Annotated in this window: 17 protein-coding genes; 7 read left to right on the top strand and 10 right to left on the bottom strand. The window is 76.7% G+C overall.

What is annotated here, in order from left to right; translation table 11 throughout:
- Positions 1-174 precede the first annotated feature (174 nt).
- Together D459_RS37310 and D459_RS0105120 are read right to left on the bottom strand one after the other, a co-directional pair.
- Complete coding sequence (locus tag D459_RS37310) at positions 175-2,259, bottom strand: WD40 repeat domain-containing serine/threonine protein kinase (protein ID WP_017591926.1); 2,085 nt, start codon at positions 2,257-2,259, stop codon at positions 175-177.
- A gap of 107 nt (positions 2,260-2,366) precedes the next feature.
- A complete protein-coding gene (locus tag D459_RS0105120; RefSeq protein ID WP_017591925.1) occupies positions 2,367-3,290 on the bottom strand; it encodes a LysR family transcriptional regulator in 924 nt (307 codons plus the stop codon).
- Between the two features lie 117 nt (positions 3,291-3,407).
- Between D459_RS0105120 and D459_RS0105115 the strand changes: the two genes are divergently transcribed.
- The 3 genes from D459_RS0105115 to D459_RS0105105 all read left to right on the top strand — a co-directional run bounded on the left by D459_RS0105115 (position 3,408) and on the right by D459_RS0105105 (position 7,635).
- Positions 3,408-4,496, top strand: a complete 1,089-nt coding sequence (locus D459_RS0105115) for a tartrate dehydrogenase (RefSeq protein WP_017591924.1) — start codon at positions 3,408-3,410, stop codon at positions 4,494-4,496.
- A gap of 28 nt (positions 4,497-4,524) precedes the next feature.
- Positions 4,525-5,424: an alpha/beta fold hydrolase gene (locus D459_RS0105110; protein ID WP_017591923.1), complete on the top strand. Its 900-nt coding sequence runs from the start codon at positions 4,525-4,527 to the stop codon at positions 5,422-5,424.
- A 1,767-nt stretch (positions 5,425-7,191) separates the two neighbouring features.
- Entirely contained in the window at positions 7,192-7,635 is a 444-nt protein-coding gene (locus tag D459_RS0105105) for an SRPBCC family protein (RefSeq protein ID WP_017591922.1), read from the top strand.
- Between the two features lie 207 nt (positions 7,636-7,842).
- On the opposite strand, the gene D459_RS0105100 is transcribed toward D459_RS0105105, so the two are convergent.
- The 3 genes from D459_RS0105100 to D459_RS0105090 form a co-directional block, all read right to left on the bottom strand.
- Positions 7,843-8,862: a glutathione S-transferase family protein gene (locus D459_RS0105100; protein ID WP_017591921.1), complete on the bottom strand. Its 1,020-nt coding sequence runs from the start codon at positions 8,860-8,862 to the stop codon at positions 7,843-7,845.
- A gap of 224 nt (positions 8,863-9,086) precedes the next feature.
- Positions 9,087-9,863: an ABC transporter permease gene (locus D459_RS0105095; protein ID WP_017591920.1), complete on the bottom strand. Its 777-nt coding sequence runs from the start codon at positions 9,861-9,863 to the stop codon at positions 9,087-9,089.
- 3 nt (positions 9,864-9,866) lie between these two features.
- Positions 9,867-10,808, bottom strand: coding sequence for an ABC transporter ATP-binding protein (locus D459_RS0105090; protein ID WP_017591919.1), 942 nt, complete (start codon positions 10,806-10,808; stop codon positions 9,867-9,869).
- Positions 10,809-10,968: 160 nt separating this feature from the next.
- On the opposite strand from D459_RS0105090, the gene D459_RS30785 reads away from it, so the two are divergent.
- Together D459_RS30785 and D459_RS0105080 are read left to right on the top strand one after the other, a co-directional pair.
- On the top strand, positions 10,969-12,129 hold the full coding sequence (locus D459_RS30785) for a sensor histidine kinase (protein ID WP_017591918.1): 1,161 nt from the start codon (positions 10,969-10,971) through the stop codon (positions 12,127-12,129).
- On the top strand, positions 12,126-12,821 hold the full coding sequence (locus D459_RS0105080) for a response regulator (protein ID WP_017591917.1): 696 nt from the start codon (positions 12,126-12,128) through the stop codon (positions 12,819-12,821). The genes D459_RS30785 and D459_RS0105080 overlap by 4 nt, the downstream gene beginning before the upstream one ends.
- 85 nt (positions 12,822-12,906) lie before the next feature.
- Here D459_RS0105080 and D459_RS0105075 read toward each other — a convergent pair whose 3' ends face one another.
- Both D459_RS0105075 and D459_RS0105070 read right to left on the bottom strand, forming a co-directional pair.
- Complete coding sequence (locus tag D459_RS0105075) at positions 12,907-14,130, bottom strand: glycoside hydrolase family 25 domain-containing protein (RefSeq protein WP_017591916.1); 1,224 nt, start codon at positions 14,128-14,130, stop codon at positions 12,907-12,909.
- A gap of 40 nt (positions 14,131-14,170) precedes the next feature.
- Positions 14,171-14,650, bottom strand: a complete 480-nt coding sequence (locus tag D459_RS0105070) for a hypothetical protein (protein ID WP_026120067.1) — start codon at positions 14,648-14,650, stop codon at positions 14,171-14,173.
- A 183-nt stretch (positions 14,651-14,833) separates the two neighbouring features.
- On the opposite strand from D459_RS0105070, the gene D459_RS0105065 reads away from it, so the two are divergent.
- Positions 14,834-15,952, top strand: a complete 1,119-nt coding sequence (locus D459_RS0105065) for an FAD-dependent oxidoreductase (protein ID WP_017591914.1) — start codon at positions 14,834-14,836, stop codon at positions 15,950-15,952.
- Positions 15,953-16,244: 292 nt separating this feature from the next.
- On the opposite strand, the gene D459_RS0105060 is transcribed toward D459_RS0105065, so the two are convergent.
- From D459_RS0105060 to D459_RS0105050, 3 genes are all read right to left on the bottom strand, one after another.
- Complete coding sequence (locus D459_RS0105060) at positions 16,245-18,326, bottom strand: iron ABC transporter permease (RefSeq protein WP_017591913.1); 2,082 nt, start codon at positions 18,324-18,326, stop codon at positions 16,245-16,247.
- Entirely contained in the window at positions 18,323-19,288 is a 966-nt protein-coding gene (locus D459_RS0105055; RefSeq protein WP_017591912.1) for an ABC transporter substrate-binding protein, read from the bottom strand. Before D459_RS0105055 ends, D459_RS0105060 begins: the two co-directional genes overlap by 4 nt.
- A 61-nt stretch (positions 19,289-19,349) precedes the next feature.
- A complete protein-coding gene (locus D459_RS0105050) occupies positions 19,350-20,186 on the bottom strand; it encodes an ABC transporter ATP-binding protein (protein WP_017591911.1) in 837 nt (278 codons plus the stop codon).
- Between the two features lie 503 nt (positions 20,187-20,689).
- Between D459_RS0105050 and phsA the strand changes: the two genes are divergently transcribed.
- Complete coding sequence (gene phsA / locus D459_RS0105045; RefSeq protein WP_017591910.1) at positions 20,690-22,537, top strand: O-aminophenol oxidase PhsA; 1,848 nt, start codon at positions 20,690-20,692, stop codon at positions 22,535-22,537.
- The last annotated feature ends 283 nt before the right edge of the window (positions 22,538-22,820 follow it).

The raw sequence follows: 22,820 nt of genomic DNA, 5'->3' as shown, positions 1-22,820 counted from the left end.
CGGCGCCCTCCACCGCCGAGCCGCCCGGGTGCTCCGCCCCGGTTCCGGCGCGGATCTGGGCTTGGAGAGCAGGGGCCGGCGCGGGGGTTCTGCTCTCCGCGGCCGGGGCCGCCCGGGGCGCCGGCCCCGGTCACGGTGCCGGCGGGGCCTGGAGAGCGGGGAGCGGCGGCCGGCTCAGGGGATCTCCCACAGGTACGCGGCGCCGTCGTAGTCGGAGGCGGCGAGCATGCCTCCGTCCCGGCTCACCGCGATGCTCCGCACCTCGCCGACCCGGAGGGAGGCGGTCTCCTCCCCGGTGGCGACGTCCCACGACCGCGCGGTGCCCTCGGCGCCGTCGCCGCCGGTGGTGGCGAGCGTCCCGCCGTCGGCGCTGAACACCATCTGGCCGACCCCGTCCTCGTACTCGCCGAGGACGGCCTTCTCCGCCCCGGTCCCGGCGTCCCACAGCCGCACGGAGCCGTCGGCGCCGCCGGTGGCGAGCGTCTCCCCGTCCGGGCTGAACTCGATCCGGTCCCCCTCGTCCGGATGCCCGGGCAGGGCGGCGACCTCCTCTTCGGCGGCGACGTCCCAGAGCCGCACCACGCCGTCCCGGCTCCCGGTGGCGAGCGTGCCGCCGGGGCCGAACACCACCTGGGTCACGGCCTCCTCGTACACGGCGAGGACGCCCTTGTCCTCCCCGGTCCGGGCGTCCCACAGCCGCACCGCGTCGTCGTGGCCGCCGGTGGCGAGCAGGGCGCCGTCCGGGCTGAACGCCAGGGTGAACACGTTCTCCTCCTGCCTCGGCAGGGCGGCGGTCCGCTCCCCGGTGGCGGTGTCCCACACCTGCACCGAGGCGGGGTCGTTGGAGTTGGCGGCGACCCTGGTCCCGTCGGCGCTGAACACCAGGTCCTCGTTCACGTCGCCCGCGCCGGAGAGCACGGCGACCTCCTCCCCGGTGCCGGTCTCCCACAGGCGGGTGTCGAAGTCCTCGCCCACGGTGGCGAGCAGGGCGCCGTCCGGGCTGAAGCGCAGGCCGTCCACCCAGTCCCCGTGCCCGGCGAGGGTGCCGAGCGCCGCGCCGGTGCCGGTGTCCCACAGCCGGGCGGTGGAGTCGAGGCTCCCGGTGGCGAGCGTCTCCCCGTCGGGGCTGAACGCCAGCGCGATCACCGTGTCCCGGTGCCCGGTGAGCACGGCGTCGGGGGCGGGCGGGGGCCACAGCACGGCGGCGAGGGCGCCGGCGGCGGCCAGGACGACGGCGCCGGCGGCGGCCCCCACCGCCCTCTTCCGGGACTTCCCGGGCCGCCCCTCGGGCCGGGGGCGGACCGGGGCCGCCGGACCGGGCCCCGGTCCGCCGGCCCGGGTGCGCGCCAGGGTGGCGTCGGGCTCGGTGGCGGGGCCCCCGCCGGCGGCCGGGGGACCGCCGGGCGGTCCGGGCGGGGGCGCGTCCCGGACGTGCGGCGGCGGCCACGCGCCCCGGAGGTCGAGCCCGGCGAGGCGGGCGATGATCTCGTCCGGGACGGGGCGCCGCCCGGGGTCGTGGTTCCACCCCTCGGAGATCAGCGCGCGGACGACGGGGTCGGTGCCGCCCGGGTCGGGCGGCGGGCCGATGAGGCGGCGCAGCGTCTCGGCCATGGTGGCGCCGGTGAACGGGCCGGTGCCGGAGGCGGCGTAGGACAGCACCGTGCTCAGCGAGAACACGTCGGAGGCCGGGCCCACCCGGGAGCCGTCGGTCTGCTCCGGCGACATGTAGGGCAGGGTGCCGAAGACCGCCCCGCGGGTGGTGAGGCTGTCGGCGTCCAGCGGCCGGGCGATGCCGAAGTCGATGATGCAGGGCCCGTCCTCGGCCAGGATGATGTTGTCCGGTTTGAGGTCGCGGTGGACCAGGCCGCCGGCGTGCACCGCCTTGAGCCCTTCGGCCAGCCCGAGGGCCAGCGCGTGCAGGGCGGGCGGGGCGATGGGGCCGCGGTCCCGGACCGCCCGGGCGAGGGTGGGGCCGGGGACGTGGGCGGTGGCGATCCACGGGGTCTCGGCCGCGGGGTCGGCGTCCACGACCCGGGCGGCGCGGGGTCCGCCGACCCGGCGCGCGGCGTCGGCCTCGCGGGCGAAGCGGGCGCGGAACCCCTCCTCGTCGGCGAACTCGGGGCGGATCACCTTGACCGCGACCAGGAGCCCGGACCGGGACTCGGCGAGGTAGACCCGGCCCATGCCGCCCTCGCCCAGGCGAGAGACCGGCCGGTACCCGCCGATGCGCGGGGGGTCGCTGGGCAGCAGCGGTTGCACGTCTTGCCCTTCTACCCGGGAACGGGGGGTCGGGTGGGCGACCCGCCGATTATGGCAGCGGACACCGGCGCGGAACAGGCGGCCGCACCGCCCGGCCGGCCGGGCGCCTACCCGCCGCCGGGGGCGGGGATCCGGGCGGACAGCCCTTCGGCCAGGTGGTCCAGCAGGGCGCGGGTGCGGTGCGGGAGGTGGGCGGTGGGGTCGGTGACCGCGAGGATGTCGGCCTGGGGCGTCGGCACGTCCTCCAGCACCTGGACCAGGCGGCCCTGGCGGACCAGCGGCAGCGCGTGCCAGGCCGAGCGCATCATCAGGCCGCGCCCGGCCAGGCACCACTCGGCGATCACCTCGCCGTCGTTGCCGGCCATGTCGCCGCCGACCCGCACCGCCGTCTCGTCGTCCGGGCCGGTGCCGAACCGCCAGATCCCGAAGTCGGCGTCGTTCTCCTTGAGCACCAGGCAGTTGTGCCCGGCCAGGTCGGCGATGGTCCGCGGGGCCCCGCGGGCGGCCAGGTAGGACGGGGCGGCGCAGACGATCCGCCGGTTGGGCAGCAGCCGCCGCAGCCGCAGCCGGGCGTCCGGCGGCGGGCCGACGCGCACCGCCGCGTCGTAACCGGACCCGGCGATGTTGAAGGCGTGCTCGGAGAGCGTCAGCTCCACGCTCACCTGCGGGTTGGCGTCGGCGAACTCCCGCAGCAGCGGCCCGATGTGGTGCCGGCCCAGGCCGAGCGTGCAGTACACCGCCACCGGGCCCTGCAGCCGGTCGGAGGAGCGGCTGACCCGCTCCTCCAGGTCGGCCCGGTCCTGCAGCAGCCCCCGCGCGCCGGCCGCGTACAGCTCCCCGGCCTCGGTCAGCGCCAGCCGCCGGGTGCTGCGCCGCACCAGCTGGGTGGCGAGGCGGTCCTCCAACCGGGTGAGCCGCCGGCTCACCGCGGCCAGGGACACCCCCCACTCGCGCGCCGCGGCGGTCAGGCTCGGCGCCCGCGCGACGGCGGCGAAGAAGTCCAGGTCGTCCAGGTCGGAGAGGGGCCGCATCGGTCCTTCCTTGCGTCGGGTGCAAGGGTGCGTTGCACCCGGGGGCATTCTTCCATGCTTTGTTGCGCTGTAGTTTCGTCCGACGGAAGCGCACCGGCACCGGGGAGGAGAGCCCGAATGACCCGCTCGTACAGGATCGCCGTGATCCCGGGGGACGGAATCGGCAAGGAGGTCGTCCCGGAGGGCGTCCGCGCGCTGCGCACCGCCGCCGACGCCTTCGGCTTCCGGCTCGACCTGGTCGAGTACGGCTTCGCCTCGGCCGACTACTGGACCGAGCACGGCCGGATGCTGCCCGAGGACTGGTTCGAGGAGCTGTCCGGCCACGACGCGATCTTCCTCGGCGCCGTCGGCTGGCCGGAGACCGTCCCCGACCACGTGTCGCTCTGGGGCAGCCTGCTGCAGTTCCGCCGCCGCTTCGACCAGTACGCCAACGTCCGACCGGTCCGCCTCATGCCCGGCGTGACCAGCCCGCTCGCCGGGCGCGGCCCCGGCGACATCGACTTCTACGTGGTCCGGGAGAACACCGAGGGCGAGTACAGCTCCATCGGCGGCCGCATCTTCGAGGGCACCGACCGCGAAGCGGTCGTCCAGGAGACGGTGATGACCCGCACCGGCGTCGACCGGATCCTGCGCTACGCCTTCGAGCTGGCCCGGACCCGCGACCGCAAGCGGCTCACCTCGGCCACCAAGAGCAACGGCATCTCCCAGACCATGCCCTACTGGGACGAGCGGGTGGCCCGGATGGCCGCCGACTACCCCGACGTGGCCGTCGACCAGTACCACATCGACATCCTCACCGCGCACTTCGTGCTCAACCCGGACCGGTTCGACGTGGTCGTGGCCAGCAACCTGTTCGGCGACATCCTCTCCGACCTCGGCCCGGCCTGCGCCGGCACGATCGGCATCGCGCCCAGCGCCAACGTCAACCCCGAGCGCCGCCACCCCAGCCTGTTCGAGCCGGTGCACGGCTCGGCGCCGGACATCGCCGGCCGGGGGATCGCCAACCCCATCGGCCAGATCTGGAGCGCCTCGATGATGCTGGACCACCTGGGCGAGCCGGAGGCCGCGGACGCCGTGCTGCGCGCCATCGAGGAGGTGCTGGCCGGCGAGCGCGCCGAACTCACCCCCGACCTGGGCGGCAAGGGCGGAACCGCCTCGCTCGGCCGGGCGGTGTCCGAGGCGATCACCGCCGCGGCGCGCCCCTGACCAGCGCCGGCGGCACGGGAGGACCGCGATGCCCGACACCCTGATCCCCGGCTTCGAGGCCGTTGACGCGGCCGGCGAGGACGGGGTCGCCGTCCGCGTCGCCACCGGCGGCGACGGGCCGCCCGTGCTGCTCCTGCACGGGCACCCCCAGACCCACGCCACCTGGCGGGAGGTCGCGCCGGTGCTCGCCGAGCGGCACACCGTCGTCGCGGCGGACCTGCGCGGCTACGGCGACTCCGGCAAACCCGGCGGCGGCCCCGGCCACGCCCGCTACTCCAAGCGGGCGATGGCCCGCGACCAGGTGCGGGTGATGCGCGAACTCGGCCACGAGCGGTTCGCGGTGGTCGGCCACGACCGCGGAGGCCGGGTCGCGCACCGCATGGCCCTGGACCATCCCGAGGCGGTCGACCGGCTGGCGGTGCTCGACATCGCCCCCACCGCCACCATGTACGACCGGACCGACCGCGCGTTCGCGACCCGGTACTTCTGGTGGTTCTTCCTGATCCAGCCCGCCCCGCTGCCGGAGACGATGATCGCCGGCGCCACCGAGGCCTACCTCCGCGCGCACCTGCGCGGCCAGAGCCGCACCGAGGGGGTGCCCCGGGAGGACCTGGTCCAGGAGTACCTGCGCTGCTACCGGGACCCGGCCACGGTCCACGCGATCTGCGAGGACTACCGGGCCGCGGCCGGCATCGACCTGGAGCACGACCGGGCCGACACCGCCGCCGGCCGGTTCCTGGAGCGGCCGCTGCTGGCGCTGTGGGGCGCGCTCGGCACCGTCGGCGAGCTCTACGACGTCACCGCGACCTGGCGCGAGGTGGCCGACGGGCCGGTGGAGGGGGAGGCCCTGCCCTGCGGCCACCTCCTCCAAGAGGAGCGCCCCGCCGAGGTGGCCGACCGTCTCGGAGCCTTCCTGCTCCCGCGTTGATCTCGACGCCGCCGCCGTCTCGACCGGCCTGCCGCCAAGCGGCCGTTGCAGCGGGGAACTCGGGAAGAGCCGAGGGACGGGAGGCGCCCTGGCCGGGCCCGGCGCCCCACGGGGTCGGGGGTCAGGCTGACGGCGAGGGCGGCGGTGGGGACCGGCTGGTCGGTCGGGTGCGGCGTCTCGCGGAGTGCAGGTTCAGGCGGGCGGCGACGGCAGCGGCAGGGGCGGGGCGGAGGTGTCCCCGGGCCCGGCGCCTCACGGGGCGAAGGCTAAGACGGGCAGCGACGGCAGGAAGGGGACCGGCTGGTCGGTTGGGCGCGGCGCCCCGCGGAGCGAAGGTCAAGACGGGCGGCAGCGGCAGGAGCGGGGCGGGCGCCTCACCCGGGCGCGGCACCCCACGGGGTGAAGGTCCAAGCGGGCAGCGAAGGCGGGAAGGGGGACCGGCTGGTCGGTTGGGCGCGGCGCCCCGCGGAGCGAAGGTCAAGACGGGCGGCAGCGGCAGGGGCGGGGCGGGCGCCTCACCCGGGCGCGGCACCCCACGGAGTGAAGGTCCAAGCGGGCAGCGAAGGCGGGAAGGGGGACCGGCTGGTCGGTCCGGTGCGGCGCCCCGCGGAGCGAAGGTTCAGGCGGGCGGCGACGGCGAGGGTAGGACCGGGGCACAGGCCTCACCCGGGCGCGGCGCCTCGCGGGGCCAGGGTTCAAGCGGGCGGCGAGGGCGGGAGGGGGCGGGCGCCGCGTTCACCGGCCGGGGGCGGCGCGTGCTCCCGGCGAGGGGAGGCGGCGCCCCGGCGGCGCGGGCCGGCCCGCCTGCCCGGGCCCGCCAGGGGTCCTTATCCCTATATGCCTGGTTTGCGGCGAGGAACAGGCGGGAGCGGGGACGCCCTGCGCACCTCCGCAGCACCCCGATTACATCTACCAGCGAGTAGTAAGCCCCAAGGCCCTCACCACCCCCTCATCGATTACCCAGAGTGGCCAAGACGGGCCCTCCCGGCAAGGCAAAAGCGACATCTCCCCTCCACGCCGCCTCTGCCCAGGTTCCGGCCCCCTGCTTTGCGGCCTTGCGGGTGGCTCGAACCCCCGATCACCGGCCCGATCAGGGTGATTCGGGCCTCTAGGGGCCTGTTCCGGGCCGGGATGCGCGCCCGGGAATCACCGGGGTGCTCTCGCGGTGCGCAGGGCACCCCTCCCCGCCATCACCCTGCGTATTCGGCCAGGCCAGAGAGGGGCAGCGGTTTCACGGGTAGCCGGTCCCGGCGCCCGGGCGACGCGGGCACGACGAACCCGCCCCCCGGCCCGCCCCGGCCGCCCCTCCCTGCTCTGCCGCACCCGACCGACCGGCCGGTTCCCACCGCCGCCGTCGCTGCCTGCTTGAACCCCTGCCCTGTGAGGCGCCGCGCTCGGGTGACCGCCTCCGCCCTGCTCCTGCCGGTGCCGTCGCCGCTGGTCTGAGCCTTCACTCCGCGGGGCGCCGCGCCAGACCGGCCGGCCGGTGCCCCCTTCCTGCCGTCGCCGCCGGCTTGAACCTTCGCTCCGCGAGGCGCCGCGTCCGGCTTGGATGCTCGACCCCGCTCCTGCCTGCGCCGTTGCCGCCTGTCTGAACCTTCGCTCCGCGGGGCGCCACGCCAGGCCGACCGGCCGGCCCCTCCTGCCCTCTGGTGTGCGGTGTTGTAACGGACACTGGAGACCACCCGGCTCTGAGGCGGCAACGACGTCAAGATCAACGCGGAGGGACGCGGGCCGGTCCGGGGCGGCGCGGTCTAGCATGCGGCCATGGCACTCTTCCGGGTCGTGCACCGGTCCCCGCTGTCCGCCGCGGAGGCCTGGCGCCGGGTGACCGACTGGCGGCGGCACGGCGTCCACGTCCCGCTCACCCGGGTCGAGGCCGAACCGGCGGGGCCGACGCGCCCGGGCACGCTGCTGCGCGCCCGTACCGGCCTGGGCCCCCTCGGCTTCGACGACCCGATGGAGGTGGTCCGCTGGGAGCCGCCCGCCGGCGGCCGCCCCGGCCGCTGCCGGCTGGAGAAGCGCGGATCCGTGATCACCGGCTGGGCCGAGATCGAGGTCCGCGCCGCCCCCGGCGGCTCCCTGGTCCTCTGGGAGGAGGACGCCCGCATCGCCCGGTTCCCCCGGCTGCTGGACGCCCCCACCGCGCAGGCCGGGCGGTTCCTCTTCGGCCGCCTGGTCCGCTCGCTGCTGAAGGACCGGGCGCGATGACCGCGGAGGCCGCCGGAACCAGGCCCTGACCGGCGGGAGGACCCCGCCACCCGGCCCGGTCTTCCCGCGCCCCGGCCCCGGCCCGCCCCGCGGGCGGCATCGGGAGCCCCTGCTCCAGGGCGGTGGTCTCGGCACTGCGGCCCCGTCCGGGCGCGCCGACGGGGCCGCGGCGCCGAGACCACCGCGGGGGAAGCCGCGCTCCGGGGGTCAGGCCGGTGCGGGGACGCGCTCCCCCTCGGGGACCGGGCCCGGGGCGGTGCCGGTGCCGAACGGGCTCCCGCCCAGGTCGGCGCGGCGGTGCGGGGCGAGCCAGCCGCGCGGGTCGGGGCCGCGGGCCACCACCCGGGTCGGGTTGATCCCGGTGTGCACCCAGTAGTAGTGCACCCGGATGTGGTCGAACTCCACGGTGTCGCCGAACCCCGGCGTCTGGAACAGGTCGCGGGCGTAGGCCCACAGCGCCGGGTACTCCGACAGCTTGCGCACGTTGCACTTGAAGTGGCCGTGGTAGACCGCGTCGAACCGGACCAGGGTGGGGAAGAGCCGGACGTCGGCCATGGTGACGGTGTCGCCGACCAGGTAGCGCCGGCCGGCCAGGCGCTCCTCCAGCGCGTCCAGCCGGTCGAAAACGGCGGTGACCGCGGCGTCGTAGCGCTCCTGGTCGGGGGCGAACCCGGCGCGGTAGACGCCGTTGTTCAGGTCCCGGTAGACCTCGGCGCCCACCGCGTCGATCTCCTCGCGCAGCGGCTCCGGGTACAGGTCCGGGGCGCCCTCGCGGACCAGGCCGCCCCACTCGGTCGCCATGTCCAGGGCGAGCCGGTCGTAGTCGTTGCTGACCAGGTGGCCGCTGTCCACGTCGACCAGGCCGGGCACGCTCACCCCGCCGGTGTATCCGGGGTCGCGCGCCAGGTAGGCCTCGCGCAGGGCGTGCACGCCCAGCACCGGGTCGAGGCCGCCGGGGCTCCCGGTCTCCTCGGTGAACACCCAGTGCGGCTCGCCGCCGATGATCTCCTGGCGCGGGTCGGCCACCGCCAGCGAGACGGCCCGCTCCAGCCCCATCAGCCTGCGGGTGATGACCACCCGGTGCGCCCACGGGCAGGCGCGGCTGACGACCAGCCGGTACCGGCCGGCCTCGGCCCGCCGGTCCAGGCGGCCGTCGGCGGTCACCCGGTCGGCGAACGCCGCCGGGTCCCGCCGGATCTCCTCGGTGGGAACCTCGTTGGCCCGCATGAGGGGCCTCCTTCCGCCGGGGACGTTCTGAACCGCATGCTAACCCGCGCCCGCCGGCGGTCCGGGGCGCCGGGCAGAGGATCGGGCGGAGGGCCCGCCGCCCCCGCCGGAGGTCCGGCGCCGACCGGGGAGGCCCCCGCGCAGGCCTCCGGGCAGGCCCCGGGGCCGGGGCACAGGGGAGGCGGTGCGGCCGGTCGGCGCCCGCGGGCCCGGGAGCCCCCGGGTCAGGTCCAGCGGAAGAACCGCGCCGCCAGGCCGCCCGTCACCGCGCCCCACACGGCGAGCACCGCCAGGTGCAGGGCCTCCGGGCGCTCGCCCGACCAGGCGGCGGCCAGTGCGGCGTTGCCGGCCCCATAGGGCAGCCGCTCGCCGACGGCCTGCAGGGCCTCGGGCAGGTTCGCGATCGGGCCGAGCCCGCCGCCCAGGGCGAGCATCACGAAGAACGCGGCGAGCCCGATGGCCAGGCCGGCGCCGACGCTCGGCGCGACGGCGGCGATCAGCGTGCCCACCCCGTACATCGCGGCGACCAGCAGCGCGCCGGCCAGCAGCGCCCAGCCCAGGGCCGGCGGCGCCGCCACACCGAAGGCCAGTGCGCCGATCGCCGCCATCAGCCCGACGCCGATCAGCACCTGGACCAGGCTCACCGCCATCTGCGCGGCGAGGATCATCGCCGGCCGGGCGGGCGTGACGGAGAGCCGGCGCAGGATCCCGTACTTGCGGTAGGTGCACAGGAAGGACGGCATGTTCACCACGCCCACCAGGGCCACCACCATGGTGGTGGTCAGCGGCATGATGATCCCGTTCATCACGGTGGTGCCGCCCGGCAGCACCTGGTCGCCGCCCTGCGACACCCCGTTCATCACCAGCAGCAGGACGGGGAAGCCGATCGGCACGACGAGCCCGGAGGTGTCGCGCACGACCATCCGGGCCTCGGCCAGCAGCAGCTGCCCCCAGGCGGCCGGGCCGGGGCGGCGGGCGGCGGGAAGAGCGGTTCCGGTCATCGGTCATCGTCCTTTCATCGCGGAGCCGTCCGCCGCCGGCTCCTCCGGTTCGTGGCCGGTGAGGGCGAGGAAGGCGTCGTCGAGCGTGGCGGTGCGGGTGCGGAAGTCGGTGGCGGGCACCCCGTGCCGCAGCAGCGCGGCGGTGACCTCCCCGACCAGGTCGCCGCCGCCGGAGACGGCCACCTCCCCGCCGCGCACGACCACCTCCTCCACCCCGGGCAGCGCGGTGAGCAGCGAGCGCTCCAGCGGGGCGTGGGCGCGGAAGGACACCTCCGCGCCGCCGCCGGCCCGGCCGATCAGGCCGGCCGGGGTGTCCAGCGCCAGCACCCGGCCCGCGTCGAAGACCGCGATCCGGTCGCACAGCCGCTCGGCCTCCTCCATGAAGTGCGTGACCAGCAGCACGGTGACGCCCTCGTCGCGCATCCCCTCGATGAGCCCCCACATGCCGCGGCGGGCCGAGGAGTCCAGCCCGGTGGTCAGCTCGTCCAGCACGGCCAGCCGCGGCCGCCCCACCAGCGCCAGCGCGATCGACAGCCGCTGGCCCTCGCCGCCGGAGAGCCCCTCGTACCGGGTGCCGCGCACCCCGCCCAGGCCGAGGCGCTCGACCAGCTCGTCCGGGTCCAGGCCGCCGGGGTAGAAGGACCGGTACATCCGCACCAGCTCGATCACGGTGAGGGCGGGGTGCAGGTGGGTCTGCTGCAGCTGGACGCCGACCGCCTGGCGCACCCGGTCGCGCTCCCGGCGCGGGTCGGCGCCGAAGACGCGCACCCGCCCGCCGTCCGGCCTGCGCAGCCCGACGGCGCACTCCACCGTCGTCGTCTTCCCGGCGCCGTTGCGCCCCAGCACCCCGAAGACCTCGCCCTGCTCGACGGCCAGGTCGACCCCGTCGACGACGGCCCGCCCGCGGTAGCTCTTGCGCAGCCCCTCGATCTCGATGGCGGCCATGTCCGCGCCTCCTCTCCGAACACCGGGGCGCGGTTCCCGCCCCGGTGCCGACCACGCTAGGAAGGCGCACCCCTCCGGCGTATCTGCCGCTCGTCACCGGTTCCGCCCGTGACTTCCGGCACCTGCCGGCGGCGCGGGCCCGCTCGGTAGGGTCGGAGCCATGGACGGCGGAGGCGGCGGCCGAACGGAGATGTGGGCGGGCATCGGCATGCTGGCCGTGTGCCTGCTCATCGGAGCGGTGGAAGGCTCCGGCGTGCTGGCCGCCGCCCCCTGGCCCTACTTCGCCGGGTGGCTCGCGGTCTTCGTCGCCTGCCTGGCCGCGCTGGTGGCCGCGGCCGTGCGCCCCACCCCCTCCTCGGCCCGGGCCCGGCTGCTCCTGCTCGCCCCGCCGGTGCTCACCGCCTCGGCCGTGGTGCTGCTCTCGCCCAACCGCGGCGGGATGGGCCTCATCCTCCTGGTGGTCGGCGCCGCGCTCTGCGCGATGCACGGCGGGCTGCGCGGGACCGCCGCCGCCATCGCCTGGAACTCCGCGGTGCTGGCCGCCGCGGCCCTGGGACTGGGGCCGCTGGTGGAGCAGGCGGCCCGCCCCTCCGAGGCGCTCGTCTCGGTGGTCCTCTACGGGCTGCTGCAGGCGGGCACCGGGGCGATGGTGTGGAGCCACCGGCGGGCCGCCGAGGCGCTGAAGGCCCTCTCGGCCGCCCACGTGGAGCTGCGCGGCGCCTCGGCGCTGCTGGCCGAATCCAGCCAGGCCCGCGAGCGGCTGCGCATCTCCCGCGAGCTGCACGACGTCCTCGGCCACCAGCTCACCGCCCTGGCGCTGGAGCTGGAGATCGCCGTGCACCGCGCGGAGGGCCCCGCCCGGGAGCACGTGGCCCGGGCGCGGGGGCTGGCCAAGGAGCTCCTCGCCGACGTGCGCTCGGTGGTGGGGAGCGAGCGGCACCGCTCCTTCGACCTGCACGCCGCGCTGGCCGCCGTGCTGGAGGGGATCCCCCGCCCGCGCACGGTCCTGGAGGCCGACCCGGGCATCGACGTCGACGACGAACGCGCCGCCGCCCTGGTGCGCGCGGTGCAGGAGATCGCCACCAACGCCATCCGCCACTCCGGCGCCGGCGAACTGCGGGTGCGGCTCACCGCCGACGGCGCCGGCGTGCGCCTGGAGGCGCGGGACGACGGGGTCGGCGCCGCCCGCGTCGTCCCCGGCAACGGGCTGCGCGGACTGCGGGAGCGGGTGGCGGCGCTCGGCGGGACCGTCGAACTCGACGGCTCGGACGGCTTCTCGGTCCGCGCCGAACTGCCCGCCCGGGAGGCGGTGCCGACGTGATCCGGGTCTGCGTGGCCGACGACCAGACCCTGGTCCGCCAGGGCATCGAGAACCTGCTCGCGCTCAGCGGGGAGATCGAGGTGGTGGGGCGCGCCGCGGACGGCGACGAGGCGCTGGCCGCCGTCGAGCGGGAGCGGCCCGACGTCCTCCTGCTCGACCTGCGGATGCCCGGCCGGGACGGCATCGCCACCCTGGAGGCGCTGCGCGAGGCCGGCGGCACCGTACCGGTGCTCGTCCTCACCACCTTCGACGACGACGAACTGGTGCTGCGCGCGCTGCGCGCCGGAGCCCGCGGCTACCTGCTCAAGGACGTCACCCTGGAGGAGCTGGTCGGGGCGGTCCGGACGCTGGCCGAGGGGGGCACGCTGGTCCGGCCCGCGCTCACCGACCGGCTGCTGCGCACCGTCGGCGCGAAACCGGAACCCGACGGGTTCGCCCACCTGCCCGTCCCCGAGCCGCTGACACCGCGGGAGACCGAGATCCTGCGGCTGCTGGCCGGCGGCTTCACCAACCGGGAGATCGCCGACGCCCTCTTCCTCGCCGAGGGCACCGTGAAGAACCACGTCTCCACGGTGCTGGCCAAGTTCGGCGTCAAGGACCGCACCCGCGCCGTGCTGCGCGCGCTCCACCTGGGCCTGCTGTCCGCGCCCTCCGGCCGGTGCGCCGGACCGCCACCCGCCTCTCCCCGATGACCTCGGCGCCGCCGCAGTCTCGAAGCCGGTCGAGACGGCGACGGCGCCGAGATCATCGCCCTGGGGCGGGGCATCGCGGCCGCGGTCAGCCGGGCCGGTACGGCAGGACCGCCTCCAGGGCGGCCATGTGCCCGGGGGTGCCGGCGGCGACCCGGACCGGGGGCGCCTCCCCGGCGGGAGAGGGCATCCGGTAGCCGACCGCCAGGCCGCGCGGCTGGTGCACCACGGTCCGCACCCCCGGCAGCGACTTGGGCGTCTCCTCCCAGTTGAAACCGGCGACCACGCGCACCCCGGCGGCCGCGCCCGGCGGGGGCGGGGCGGCGACCAGGGCGGTGTCCCAGTGGGAGGCGGCGGTGTGCGCGGCCACCGGGCCGGTGCCGCGCCAGGCGGTGACCGCGGCGAAGTGCCAGTGCCTCCCGTCGAAGGCGATCCGGTGGGCGGCGGGGGCGCCGGCGGCCGCGCGCTCGAACAGCCACACCGCCACCCCGTCGCCGACCTGCTCGCGCCGGAGCGGCGACCACCCCTCCGGCGCGGCCGGCCGGTCGCGGTCGTTGGCGCAGGCGTGCAGCAGCAGCCGGTGCCCCGGCGCCGCCCCGTCCGGCGTGGGCACGGTGACGGTGCGGGTGTACCCGCCGGCCTGCGACGCGGAGACGAACGCGTCCTCGGCCCCGTGCACGAACTCCTCGGTGAACACGCTGTCGTCCACCGGGGTGCCGTCCACCGACGGCGGGTCCTGCATCCGCACCTGCCACCCGGCCCGAACCGTCGCGGGCAGGGCCGGCCGGTTCCAGCCGCCGAAGGAGGACCGCGGCGCCTCACCGATCGAGGACGGCCAGCCCGCGGTGTCCCCGGCGAACTCGTGCAGCGCGACGTCGCCGAAGCCCGCCGCGCCGGGGCCCATCACGTCCCCCCACATGCCGCGCCCGGTGTAGACGGCGGGCCGCAGCCCGTAGGAGCGGACCCCGTCCACGTACTCCCGCCGCAGCGGGTAAGGTCCGCCCGGTTCGGGCTCCACGTCCAGCACGAAGAACCTCAGCTCGGCGCGGAGCTCGGCGGGCAGCGCGCGCACCCCCTCCTCCCACAGGTGCACCGGCCGGGAGTAGCAGCCGACCCACAGCCCCGCGGCCAGGGCCCGCTCCAGCGCCGCCGCGGCGTGGCCGTTGCGCTCGGGGACCCCGTCCCAGAAGGTGTGCGCGGTGGTGATGAACCCGCCGTACCCCAGGTCGCGGAGGCGGTCGAACCAGGCCCGCTCCCGGGGCGGCCCGCCGCCGCCGAAGTCGGTGTCGACCGCCCTGGTCAGCCCGGTCATCCGCCGCCCCTCCCGCGCGCCGCGCCGGCCGGCGCCGTCCTCACGGCCGGTCCACCGCCTCGATGACCAGTTTGAACTGGGCGTGCACCACGGTCGCGGTGTCGGCCCCGGTGTGTCCCACCATCACCGCCAGCGGGGTGTCCGGGCGGACGAAGATCCCGTGCACCTTGGTGAAGCACTGCATCCCGGGGGAGGGCGGGCGGTGGTCGGTGGCGGTGGAGTCGGCGCCGCCGGACAGCCCGAGCGGATCGCGCACGAACCGGTCCCGCAGCTCGCGGTAGGGGCCGGCCTCCCACTGGATCATCGCGTGCAGGGTGCCCCACCCGGCCGCGGCCGGCCAGATCAGCGAGGACCGGTCGTCGGGGTAGTCCGAGCGCCCGCCGTCGGGCTGCTCGGGGTGGTGCATCCGCCACGGGTCGTGGGACTCGCCGGCATAGGGGAACCGCAGCAGCGAATAGCCGCCCCCGCCGGGGATCGGCTGGGGGTCGCCGCAGATCAGCGAGCACACCTGAACAGCCAAGGGGGGCCTCCTCGCGTCGGGGGGTCCGCGGCCCGGCCGGGCCGCGCCCTCCGATCATCGGCGCGGGCCCGCGCCCGGGTAAAGCCGTGCCGCTCACCGCCGGTGCGCGGGCGGGCGCTACCGTGTCCGGCACGGCGGGCGCCGCCCCGGGCCCGGCCGGATTCGGAGCGGACGGAGGCCGCGATGGACGCTGTTCCCCGCGAGGTGGAGACGGCCGTGGTCGGCGCCGGGCTGATGGGCTCGGCCGCCGCCTGGGCGCTGGCCCGCCGGGGCCGCTCGGCGGCGCTGTTCGAGCAGTACCCGATCGGCCACCGCGCCGGAAGCTCGCACGGGAGCGCGCGGATCGTCCGCCGCGCCTACGCCGACCCGTTGCACGTGCGGCTCACCGGGCGGGCCATGGAGCTGTGGCGGGAGGCCGAGGAGCGGTCGGGGCGGGCGCTGCTGCGGATGACCGGCGGCCTGGACCACGGGCGCTCCGGGGTCGGGGAGATCGCCGCGGTACTGGAGGCCCAGGGCCTCCCGCACGAGCTGCTCGACCCGGCCGAGGCCGAGCGGCGCTGGCCCGGCATGCGCTTCGAGGGCCGGGTGCTGTTCCACCCCGAGGCCGGGACCGTCGACGCAGACGGCGCGGTCGCCGCCTTCACCGCCCTGGCCCGCGCCGGCGGCTGCTCGGTGCACCCCGAGACCCCCGTCCGGCGGATCGCGGTCGACGGCGACCGGGTCCGGCTGGAGACCGCGGCCGGGACGGTGCGGGCCCGGCGCGCCGTGGTCGCGGCCGGCGCCTGGGCCGCAGGGCTGCTCGGCGGGCTGGTGCCGCTGCCCGAACTGGCCGTCACCCAGCAGCAGGTCTTCCACTTCCCGCGGCGCGGGCTGGCCGCCGACGCCCCGACCGCCGTGCACCACACCGCCGACCCGGTGGTCTACAGCCTGCCCGGCGGGCGCGACGGCGGGCCCGGCGACGGCCGCAAGATCGCCGAGTACCGCGACCCGCTGGGCGCCCCGGTCACCCCGGACACCCGCAGCGGGGCGGTCGACCCGCGCGCCCGGGAGCGGGTCGCCGACTACGTCCGCCGCTGGCTGCCGGGGCTGGACCCGGAGCCGTTCAACGAGGCGACCTGCCTGTACACCTCCACCGCGGACGAGGAGTTCGTGCTGGACCGCTCCGGCCCGGTGGTGGTCTGCTCGCCCTGCTCCGGGCACGGCGCCAAGTTCGCCCCGCTGGTCGGGGAGAGCGCCGCCGACCTGGCCGGCGGCGGCCCCCCGCTGAGCCCCCGGTTCGCCCTGAACGCCCCGAGGGGCTGACGCCCCGCCGGGGCGTCCTATGCCCGTGCCCGTGCGGCCTCCGGCACTTCCGGCTCGGGCCGGCGGCGGGCGGAGCACCGCCCGCCGCCCTTGCAGCCGGAAACCCGTCTCCGCAGGACGCCTCCCCCGCCTCGCCGCCGGCCCGGATCGACGGGGGCGCCGACCGGCCCCGTGCCGGACGTGCGGGCGCCGTACCCCCGGCCGGGGCGGGCCTTTCCGGCCCGGCCGGGGAAGCGGAGATCGGGCCGGAGCCGGCCCGGGGCGCCGGGCGGCCCGGCCGCGGTGCGGGGCCTCAGCCGCGGCGCAGCCGCCACACGAAGTAGGGCGTGCCGATCAGCGCGGCGAGCAGCCCCGAGGGGATCTCGGCCGGGGCGATGAGCACCCGGCCCAGGGTGTCGGCGGCCACCAGCAGCGCCGCGCCGAACAGGGCGGCCACCGGCAGCATCCGGTGCGCCCGCGGCCCCGCCGCCAACCGGGCGGCGTGCGGGGCGACCAGGCCGATGAAGGCCACCGTGCCGACCACCGCGACCGCGCACGCGGCCAGCGCCACCGCCAGGATCAGCACGGCGAGCCGGGTGCGCTCCAGCGGCAGGCCGAGCGTGCGCGGCGTGTCCTCGCCCAGCGCGAGCAGGTCGATCCGGCGCAGCGCCAGGACCAGCAGGACCGCCCCCGCCGCCGCGGCGGCGGCCAGCACCGCCAGGTCGGTGTGGTCGCGCGCGTAGGTGCTGCCCGACAGCCAGGTCAGCGCCTGGGCGGTGCGGAACCGCGCCCCGGTGACCAGGTAGTTGGTGGCCGCCGTGGTCAGCGCGAAGACGCCGACGCCCACCAGCACCAGCCGCTCCGGCGCCACCGAGCCGCGGTGCCGGGACAGCCCGTAGGCGAGCAGGAACGCCGCCGCCCCGCCGGCGAAGGCCGCCGCCGGCAGCAGCGCGTAGGGCAGCGCCGGCAGCGCCACCAGCACCACGGCCGCGCCCAGGCCCGCACCGCCGCTCACCCCCATGACGGTCAGGTCGGCCAGCGGGTTGCGGGACACCGTCTGCACGATCCCGCCCGCCACCGCCAGCAGCGCGCCGGCCAGCGCCGCCACCAGCAGCCGGGGCAGCCGGTACTCGGCGACCACGTTGCGGGCCAGGTCGGAGCCGCCCCCGGTGGCCAGCGAGAGCAGCTCCCCCGGCGGCACCGCCACGTCGCCGGCCAGCAGCCCGGCCGCGACCAGGGCGGCCAGCCCCAGCGACCCCGCGCCCAGCACCAGCGGCAGCGGGAACCGGCGGCCGCCGCGCGCCCCCGGCGCCGCCGGCGGCGCGGGCGGCTCCGCCGGCAGCCTGCGGGCCAGCAGCAGGAACAGCGGGGCGCCGAACAGCGCCGCGACCACACCGGCCGGCACCTCGTTGCCGGTGGGCGAGGTGACCCGGGCCAGCAGGTCGGCGCCGAGCAGCAGGGCGCCGCCCCACAGCGCGGCGGCGGGCAGCAGCACCCGGTGCCCGCGCACCCCGCACAGCCGCACGATGTGCGGCGCGGCCAGCCCGATGAACCCGATCGGGCCGGTGATCGCGACCGCGGCGGCGGCGAGCAGCACCGAGAGCAGCACCGCCGACAGCCGCAGCCGCCCCACCCGGACGCCCAGCCCGCGGGCGGTGTCGTCGCCGGTGGCCAGGATGTCCAGGCCGCGGGCGAGCAGCAGGCCGCCGACCAGGCCCGCGGCCAGCAGCGGCAGCAGCGCCAGCGACCGTCCGCTGTCGGCCACGGCCAGCGAACCGTGTCCCCAGAAGAACACCGCGCCGGTCTCCTCCTGGAAGAGCAGCACCAGCACCGCCGACACGCTGGACAGCGCCAGCGACACCGCCACCCCGGCCAGCACCAGGTGCGAGGAGGCGCTGCGGCCGCCGGCCACGGCGTGCACCAGCGCGGCGGCGGCCAGCCCGCCCAGGAACGCGAGCGCGCCCCTGGGCAGGTCCCCGAAGGAGGCCCCGGTGACGCCGGCCAGCACCACCGCCAGATAGCCGCCGGCGGTCACACCGAGGGTGTCCGGGGAGGCGAGCGGGTTGCGCACGCAGGACTGCAGCAGCGCACCGGAGACCGCCAGCGCGGCGCCGGCCACCAGCCCGGCGAGGGTGCGCGGCAGCCGCGCGCCCAGCAGCACCGCGCGGGCGTGCTCGTCCCCGCCGATCAGGGCCGGCAGGTCGGACAGGCCGACGCCGGTGCGGCCGTACCCCAGGTGCAGCAGGGCGACGGCGGCCAGCGCCAGCAGGCCGCCGAGGAGGACCGCGGCGGCCGAGGCGGCGGGGGAGAGCCGCCGCGCAGGGGGCTTCGGGGCTCCGGAGGGGCGCCCGGCGGTCCCGCCGAGCGCCCCCGGAGCCGGGGCGCGGGTGCTCATCCGGTGAGCGCGCCGGTGATCTCGTCGGCGACCTGCCGCGCCGAGTAGGGGCCGCCGAAGTACCAGGTGCCCGGGTCGAGCGCGTGCACCCGGTCCTCCTCGACGAACTCCAGCCTCTTCCACAGGGCGTTGTCGGCGAAGTCGCCGGTGAACACGTCGTCGTCCTCGGCGGCCACGTAGACCAGGTGGGAGCCCTGGACCGGCTCCAGGCCCTCGACGTCGACCTTGCTCATGCCGTAGGCGTCGGCCTCGGCCTGCCAGGCGTTGGCGAGCCCGAGCTCGCCCAGCAGCGCGCCGGGGATGGTGCTGTCGGTGAGCACCTCGACCACGGCGGCCCCGTCGCCGGTGTAGCCGCGCGCCACCGTCACCTCCGTGCCGTCGGCGCCCGCCTCGGCCAGCTCCTCCTTCATGCCGGCCAGCTCGGCGTCGAGGTCGGCGAGGACCTGCTCCCCGGTCTCCTCCTCGCCCACCGCGGTGGCGATGGTGGAGAAGGTGGTGCGCATCTCGGCGTACTCGCCCTCCTCGGCGTAGGGGTCGAACACCAGGGTGGGGGCGATCTCCTGGAGCTGTTCGAGGTTCTCGCCGGAGCGCAGCTCCGAGGTGATGATCAGGTCCGGGTCGAGCGCGCGGATCGACTCCAGGCTGGGGGCGTCGCGCAGGCCGACGTCCTCCACGCCCTCCTCGAAGCGGGGGCCGGCGGTGACCCAGCCGTTGTAGCCCTCGGTGTCGGCGACGCCCGCCGGGGAGACGCCCAGGGCCAGCAGGTCCTCGGCGTAGGTCCACTCCAGCGCGACGACCTTCTCGGCCGGGGCGTGCAGCTCCAGCTCGCCGAGGGTGTGCTCCAGGGTGATCGCGCCGCCGCCGGCGCCGCCGGAGGTCCCGGCCTGTTCGCCGGCGGCGCCGCAGCCGGCGGCGGCGAGGCCGAGGGCGAGCACGGCGGCGGAGGCGAGGGGTCTGTTCATGGGGGAGGTGTTCCTTGATCTGCTCGGTCGATGGGGACGGAGGGGGGAGAGGAGGGGGTGGTCAGGCGGGGGAGGTGGTGGAGGCGGCCGCCGCGGCCGGGCCGGGGGCGCCGCCCCGCCGGTAGGGCAGGCAGGTCGGCAGGCCGGTGTGCGGGTCGGTGATGACGGTGGTGTCGATGCCGAAGGCGGTGCGGACCACCTCCTCGGTCATCACCTCGGCGGGGCGGCCGTGGGCGACGATCCGCCCGCCGGCCAGCACCGCCATGGTGTCGGCGAACGCGGCCGCCTGGTTGAGGTCGTGCAGGACCACGGCGACGGTGATGCCGTGCTCGTCGGCCAGCGAGCGCACCAGCCGCAGCACCTCCACCTGGTAGCGGATGTCCAGGTAGGTGGTGGGCTCGTCGAGGAGCAGCACCCCGGCGCGCTGGGCCAGGGCCATGGCGATCCAGGCGCGCTGGCGCTCGCCGCCGGAGAGCCGGTCCAGCGGGCGGTCGCGCAGCGGCAGCATGCCGGTGGCCTGCAGCGCCCACTCGACGGTGTCCCGGTCGTCGCCGCCCGCGGACCGGGACAGCAGCCCCTGGTGCGGGTGGCGGCCGTAGGCCACCAGCTCGGCGACGGTGATGCCGGCCGGGACGGTCGGCGTCTGGGTGAGGAAGGCGAGCCGCCGCGCCAGCTCGCGCGGCGGGTAGGAGGCCACCTCGCGGCCGTCCAGCAGCACCCGCCCCTCCTCGGGGCGGTGCAGCCGGGCCAGGGTGCGCAGCAGCGTCGACTTGCCCGAGCCGTTCGGCCCGACGAGGGCGGTGACCTCGGCGTGCGGGAGGTCGAGGGAGACATCCCGGCAGATCGGTGCGCCGCCGTGGGCGAGCCGCACGCCCTCGGCGCGCATCGGGACGGTCATTCCTGGCCTTTCGGTCTCGGGGGAGGCGGTGGGGGCACCGCCGGCGCCATCGGCGGAGGCCAAGCCTAACTTAGGCAAGGCTTCACTACTCACCCGGGCGGCTCCAGTGGCTCCTCCCTCCGCCTCCCCCTGGGCGGCACTTTCGGACGACGGGGGAATCCCCGTGAAGGGGAAAGCGCGGCCGAATTCGCCGCCGAAGGTCTGAGTGGCCGAATCCGGACGCGATCCCGTCCGGGTTCGGCCACCGGGCGAACTCGGTCGAAAAAAGGGACGGAAAAGCGGTCCAAGGAAACGTTCCCTGCATTGTCCGTGCAGGTCAACACGGTGCTCCCGTTCGGTTCGGGTGACATGGACCTCATCTCCGCCCGAAAGCGATCTTGAAAACGCCTTTTTCCTTTCAAGGGTCGGCTTCCGATACTCGAAGGCGCGAGGGAGCGCTCGCGGACACCGGATTCCGCCGGAATTCACCGGCGGGGCGCGAGCGCGGCGAACGGGGGTTCACAGTGTCGGAGTTGCTGGAGGAGACCACGGAGGCGATCGGCCTGCCCGACGAGCAGGCCGGCACCGGGCGGCCGGCGGGGGAGCTGCGGCCGTTCCTGGACGAGCTGCGCATCCCGCCGCGGCTGGTGCCCGGACCCCGGGAGGAGCGCGACGGCATCACCGTCGACCTGCGCACCGCCTGGGTGCGGCTGCACTCCCAGCTCCCGCCCACCCGGGTGTGGGCCTACGCAGGCCATTTCCCCGGACCGACCATCGAGGCGCGGCGGGGGCGGCGCCTGCGGGTCGCCTGGACCAACAGGATCACCGGCCCCTACCCGGTGACCGCCGCCGAGGAGCCGGGCGAGGACGGCGCCCCGCCGCCCACCAACGCCCCCGGCCGCGGCGAGCGGGCCGAGACCGTGGAGGGCGTCGACGCGCTGCCGCCGTGGACCGTCACCCACCTGCACGGCGCGGTGACCGGGGCGGGCGACGACGGCTGGGCGCAGAACGCGGTCCTGCCGGGCGGTTCCATGCTCGCCGAGTACCCGAACGAGCAGCGGGCGATGACGCTCTGGTACCACGACCACGCCATGGACATCACCCGGTGGAACGTCTACTCCGGGCTGCTCGGCATGTACCTGCTCCGCGACGACGAGGAGGACGCGCTGCGGCTGCCCTCCGGCGACTACGAGGTCCCGCTCATCATCGCCGACCGCAACCTCGACACCGACGCCGACGGCCGGCTCACCGGCCGCCTGCTGCACAAGACCGCCATCGTCGGCCGGGACGAGGAGGGCGGGAACCTCACCCTCCCCTTCCTCGGCCCCTACACCCTGGTCAACGGCGTCATCTGGCCCTACCTCGACGTCGAGGCGCGCTGGTACAGGTTCCGGCTGCTCAACGCCTCCAACGGGCGCACCTTCCGGTTCGCGCTGATCGACGAGGAGACCGGCCGGCCGGTGACCGGCGCGGTCAAGCAGATCGGCACCGAGGGCGGGCTGATGGCCTCCCCCGTGGACGTCGACGCGCCGCTGGAGGTGGCCCCCGCCGAGCGGGTGGACCTGCTGGTGGACTTCTCCCGGCTGCGCGGCCGCACCCTCCGCCTGGTCAACACCACCCCCGGCACCGCCCCCGGCGAGCCCGACCCCGACCGGAACGTGCCGTTCCCCGAGGTGATGCGGTTCCGCGTGGCGCGGCGCAGGGTCCGCGACGAGTTCGTGCTGCCGGAGCTGCTCTCCTCCTTCACCAGGATCACGCCCGGCCGCATGCCCGAGCACGGCCACCGGCTGGTCGTGCTCACCCCGCCCGGCACCCGGGGCGGGCGCGGCCACCCCGAGATCTGGGAGATGGAGCGGGTCGACCCGGCGGAGGTGCAGGTCCCGAGCGACGGCGTGATCCAGGTCCGCCGGGCCGGGGAGGCGGAGCCCGCGACCTACCGCCGCATCTCCAGGGCCTTCGACGACGCCCTCGGCTTCACCGTGAACCTCGGCGACTGGGAGCGGTGGAGCTTCCTCAACCTCGCCGACCCGCAGCCGATGCACCCGATGCACATCCACCTCATCACCTTCCAGGCGGTGGGCCGGCAGACCTACGACGTCAGCGGCTTCGACCCGGAGCTGGGCGGCACCCGGACCCCGGTCGCCGCGACCGGGGAGCTGCCGATCGAGGCCGTGGAGCACGGCTGGAAGGACACCATCCGGGTCCCGGCGGCGCAGATGGCCGAGGTCATCGGCCGCTTCGAGGGCGCGACCGGGCGCTTCATGTACCACTGCCACCTGCTCGAGCATGAGGACATGGGGATGATGCTGCCGTTCGTCGTCCGCCCGCCCGAACTCGCCCCGTTCGGCCACGGCGGCGGCCACCACCGCTGACCCGCGACGGGGGAGGGGCGCCGTGCGCCGGGCGGCGCCCCTCTCCGCACCTCCCCGGGCCCCGCCGCCGCGGCCCTTCCGGAACACCCGGACGGGACTGCGGGCGCCCGCCCTACCAGGCCCCGGCGCTACGCGACGGCGAGCCGCAGCGCGAGCGTGCCCGCGGCGGTCGCGACCGCCGCCGCGACACAGGCGGTGAACACGGGGACTCCCTTCCAGGGGCGGCCGGGGCCGCTCCGGAGCGATCGATGCCCCGACCCTGCCCGGCACCCGATACAAGCCT

This window comes from Nocardiopsis potens DSM 45234 (assembly GCF_000341105.1).
GTDB classification, from domain to species: domain Bacteria; phylum Actinomycetota; class Actinomycetes; order Streptosporangiales; family Streptosporangiaceae; genus Nocardiopsis_A; species Nocardiopsis_A potens.
Note: the sequence above shows the minus strand (reverse complement) of the source record. Positions and strands in the feature narration are given on the sequence as shown.

Coding starts and splice junctions, on each gene's coding strand:
- D459_RS0105120 (WP_017591925.1), bottom strand. CDS start 3,290: ATGCGGCCCCTCTCCGACCTGGACGACCTGGACTTCTTCGCCGCCGTC.
- D459_RS0105115 (WP_017591924.1), top strand. CDS start 3,408: ATGACCCGCTCGTACAGGATCGCCGTGATCCCGGGGGACGGAATCGGC.
- D459_RS0105110 (WP_017591923.1), top strand. CDS start 4,525: ATGCCCGACACCCTGATCCCCGGCTTCGAGGCCGTTGACGCGGCCGGC.
- D459_RS0105105 (WP_017591922.1), top strand. CDS start 7,192: ATGGCACTCTTCCGGGTCGTGCACCGGTCCCCGCTGTCCGCCGCGGAG.
- D459_RS0105100 (WP_017591921.1), bottom strand. CDS start 8,862: ATGCGGGCCAACGAGGTTCCCACCGAGGAGATCCGGCGGGACCCGGCG.
- D459_RS0105095 (WP_017591920.1), bottom strand. CDS start 9,863: ATGACCGGAACCGCTCTTCCCGCCGCCCGCCGCCCCGGCCCGGCCGCC.
- D459_RS0105090 (WP_017591919.1), bottom strand. CDS start 10,808: ATGGCCGCCATCGAGATCGAGGGGCTGCGCAAGAGCTACCGCGGGCGG.
- D459_RS30785 (WP_017591918.1), top strand. CDS start 10,969: ATGGACGGCGGAGGCGGCGGCCGAACGGAGATGTGGGCGGGCATCGGC.
- D459_RS0105075 (WP_017591916.1), bottom strand. CDS start 14,130: ATGACCGGGCTGACCAGGGCGGTCGACACCGACTTCGGCGGCGGCGGG.
- D459_RS0105065 (WP_017591914.1), top strand. CDS start 14,834: ATGGACGCTGTTCCCCGCGAGGTGGAGACGGCCGTGGTCGGCGCCGGG.
- D459_RS0105060 (WP_017591913.1), bottom strand. CDS start 18,326: ATGAGCACCCGCGCCCCGGCTCCGGGGGCGCTCGGCGGGACCGCCGGG.
- D459_RS0105055 (WP_017591912.1), bottom strand. CDS start 19,288: ATGAACAGACCCCTCGCCTCCGCCGCCGTGCTCGCCCTCGGCCTCGCC.
- D459_RS0105050 (WP_017591911.1), bottom strand. CDS start 20,186: ATGACCGTCCCGATGCGCGCCGAGGGCGTGCGGCTCGCCCACGGCGGC.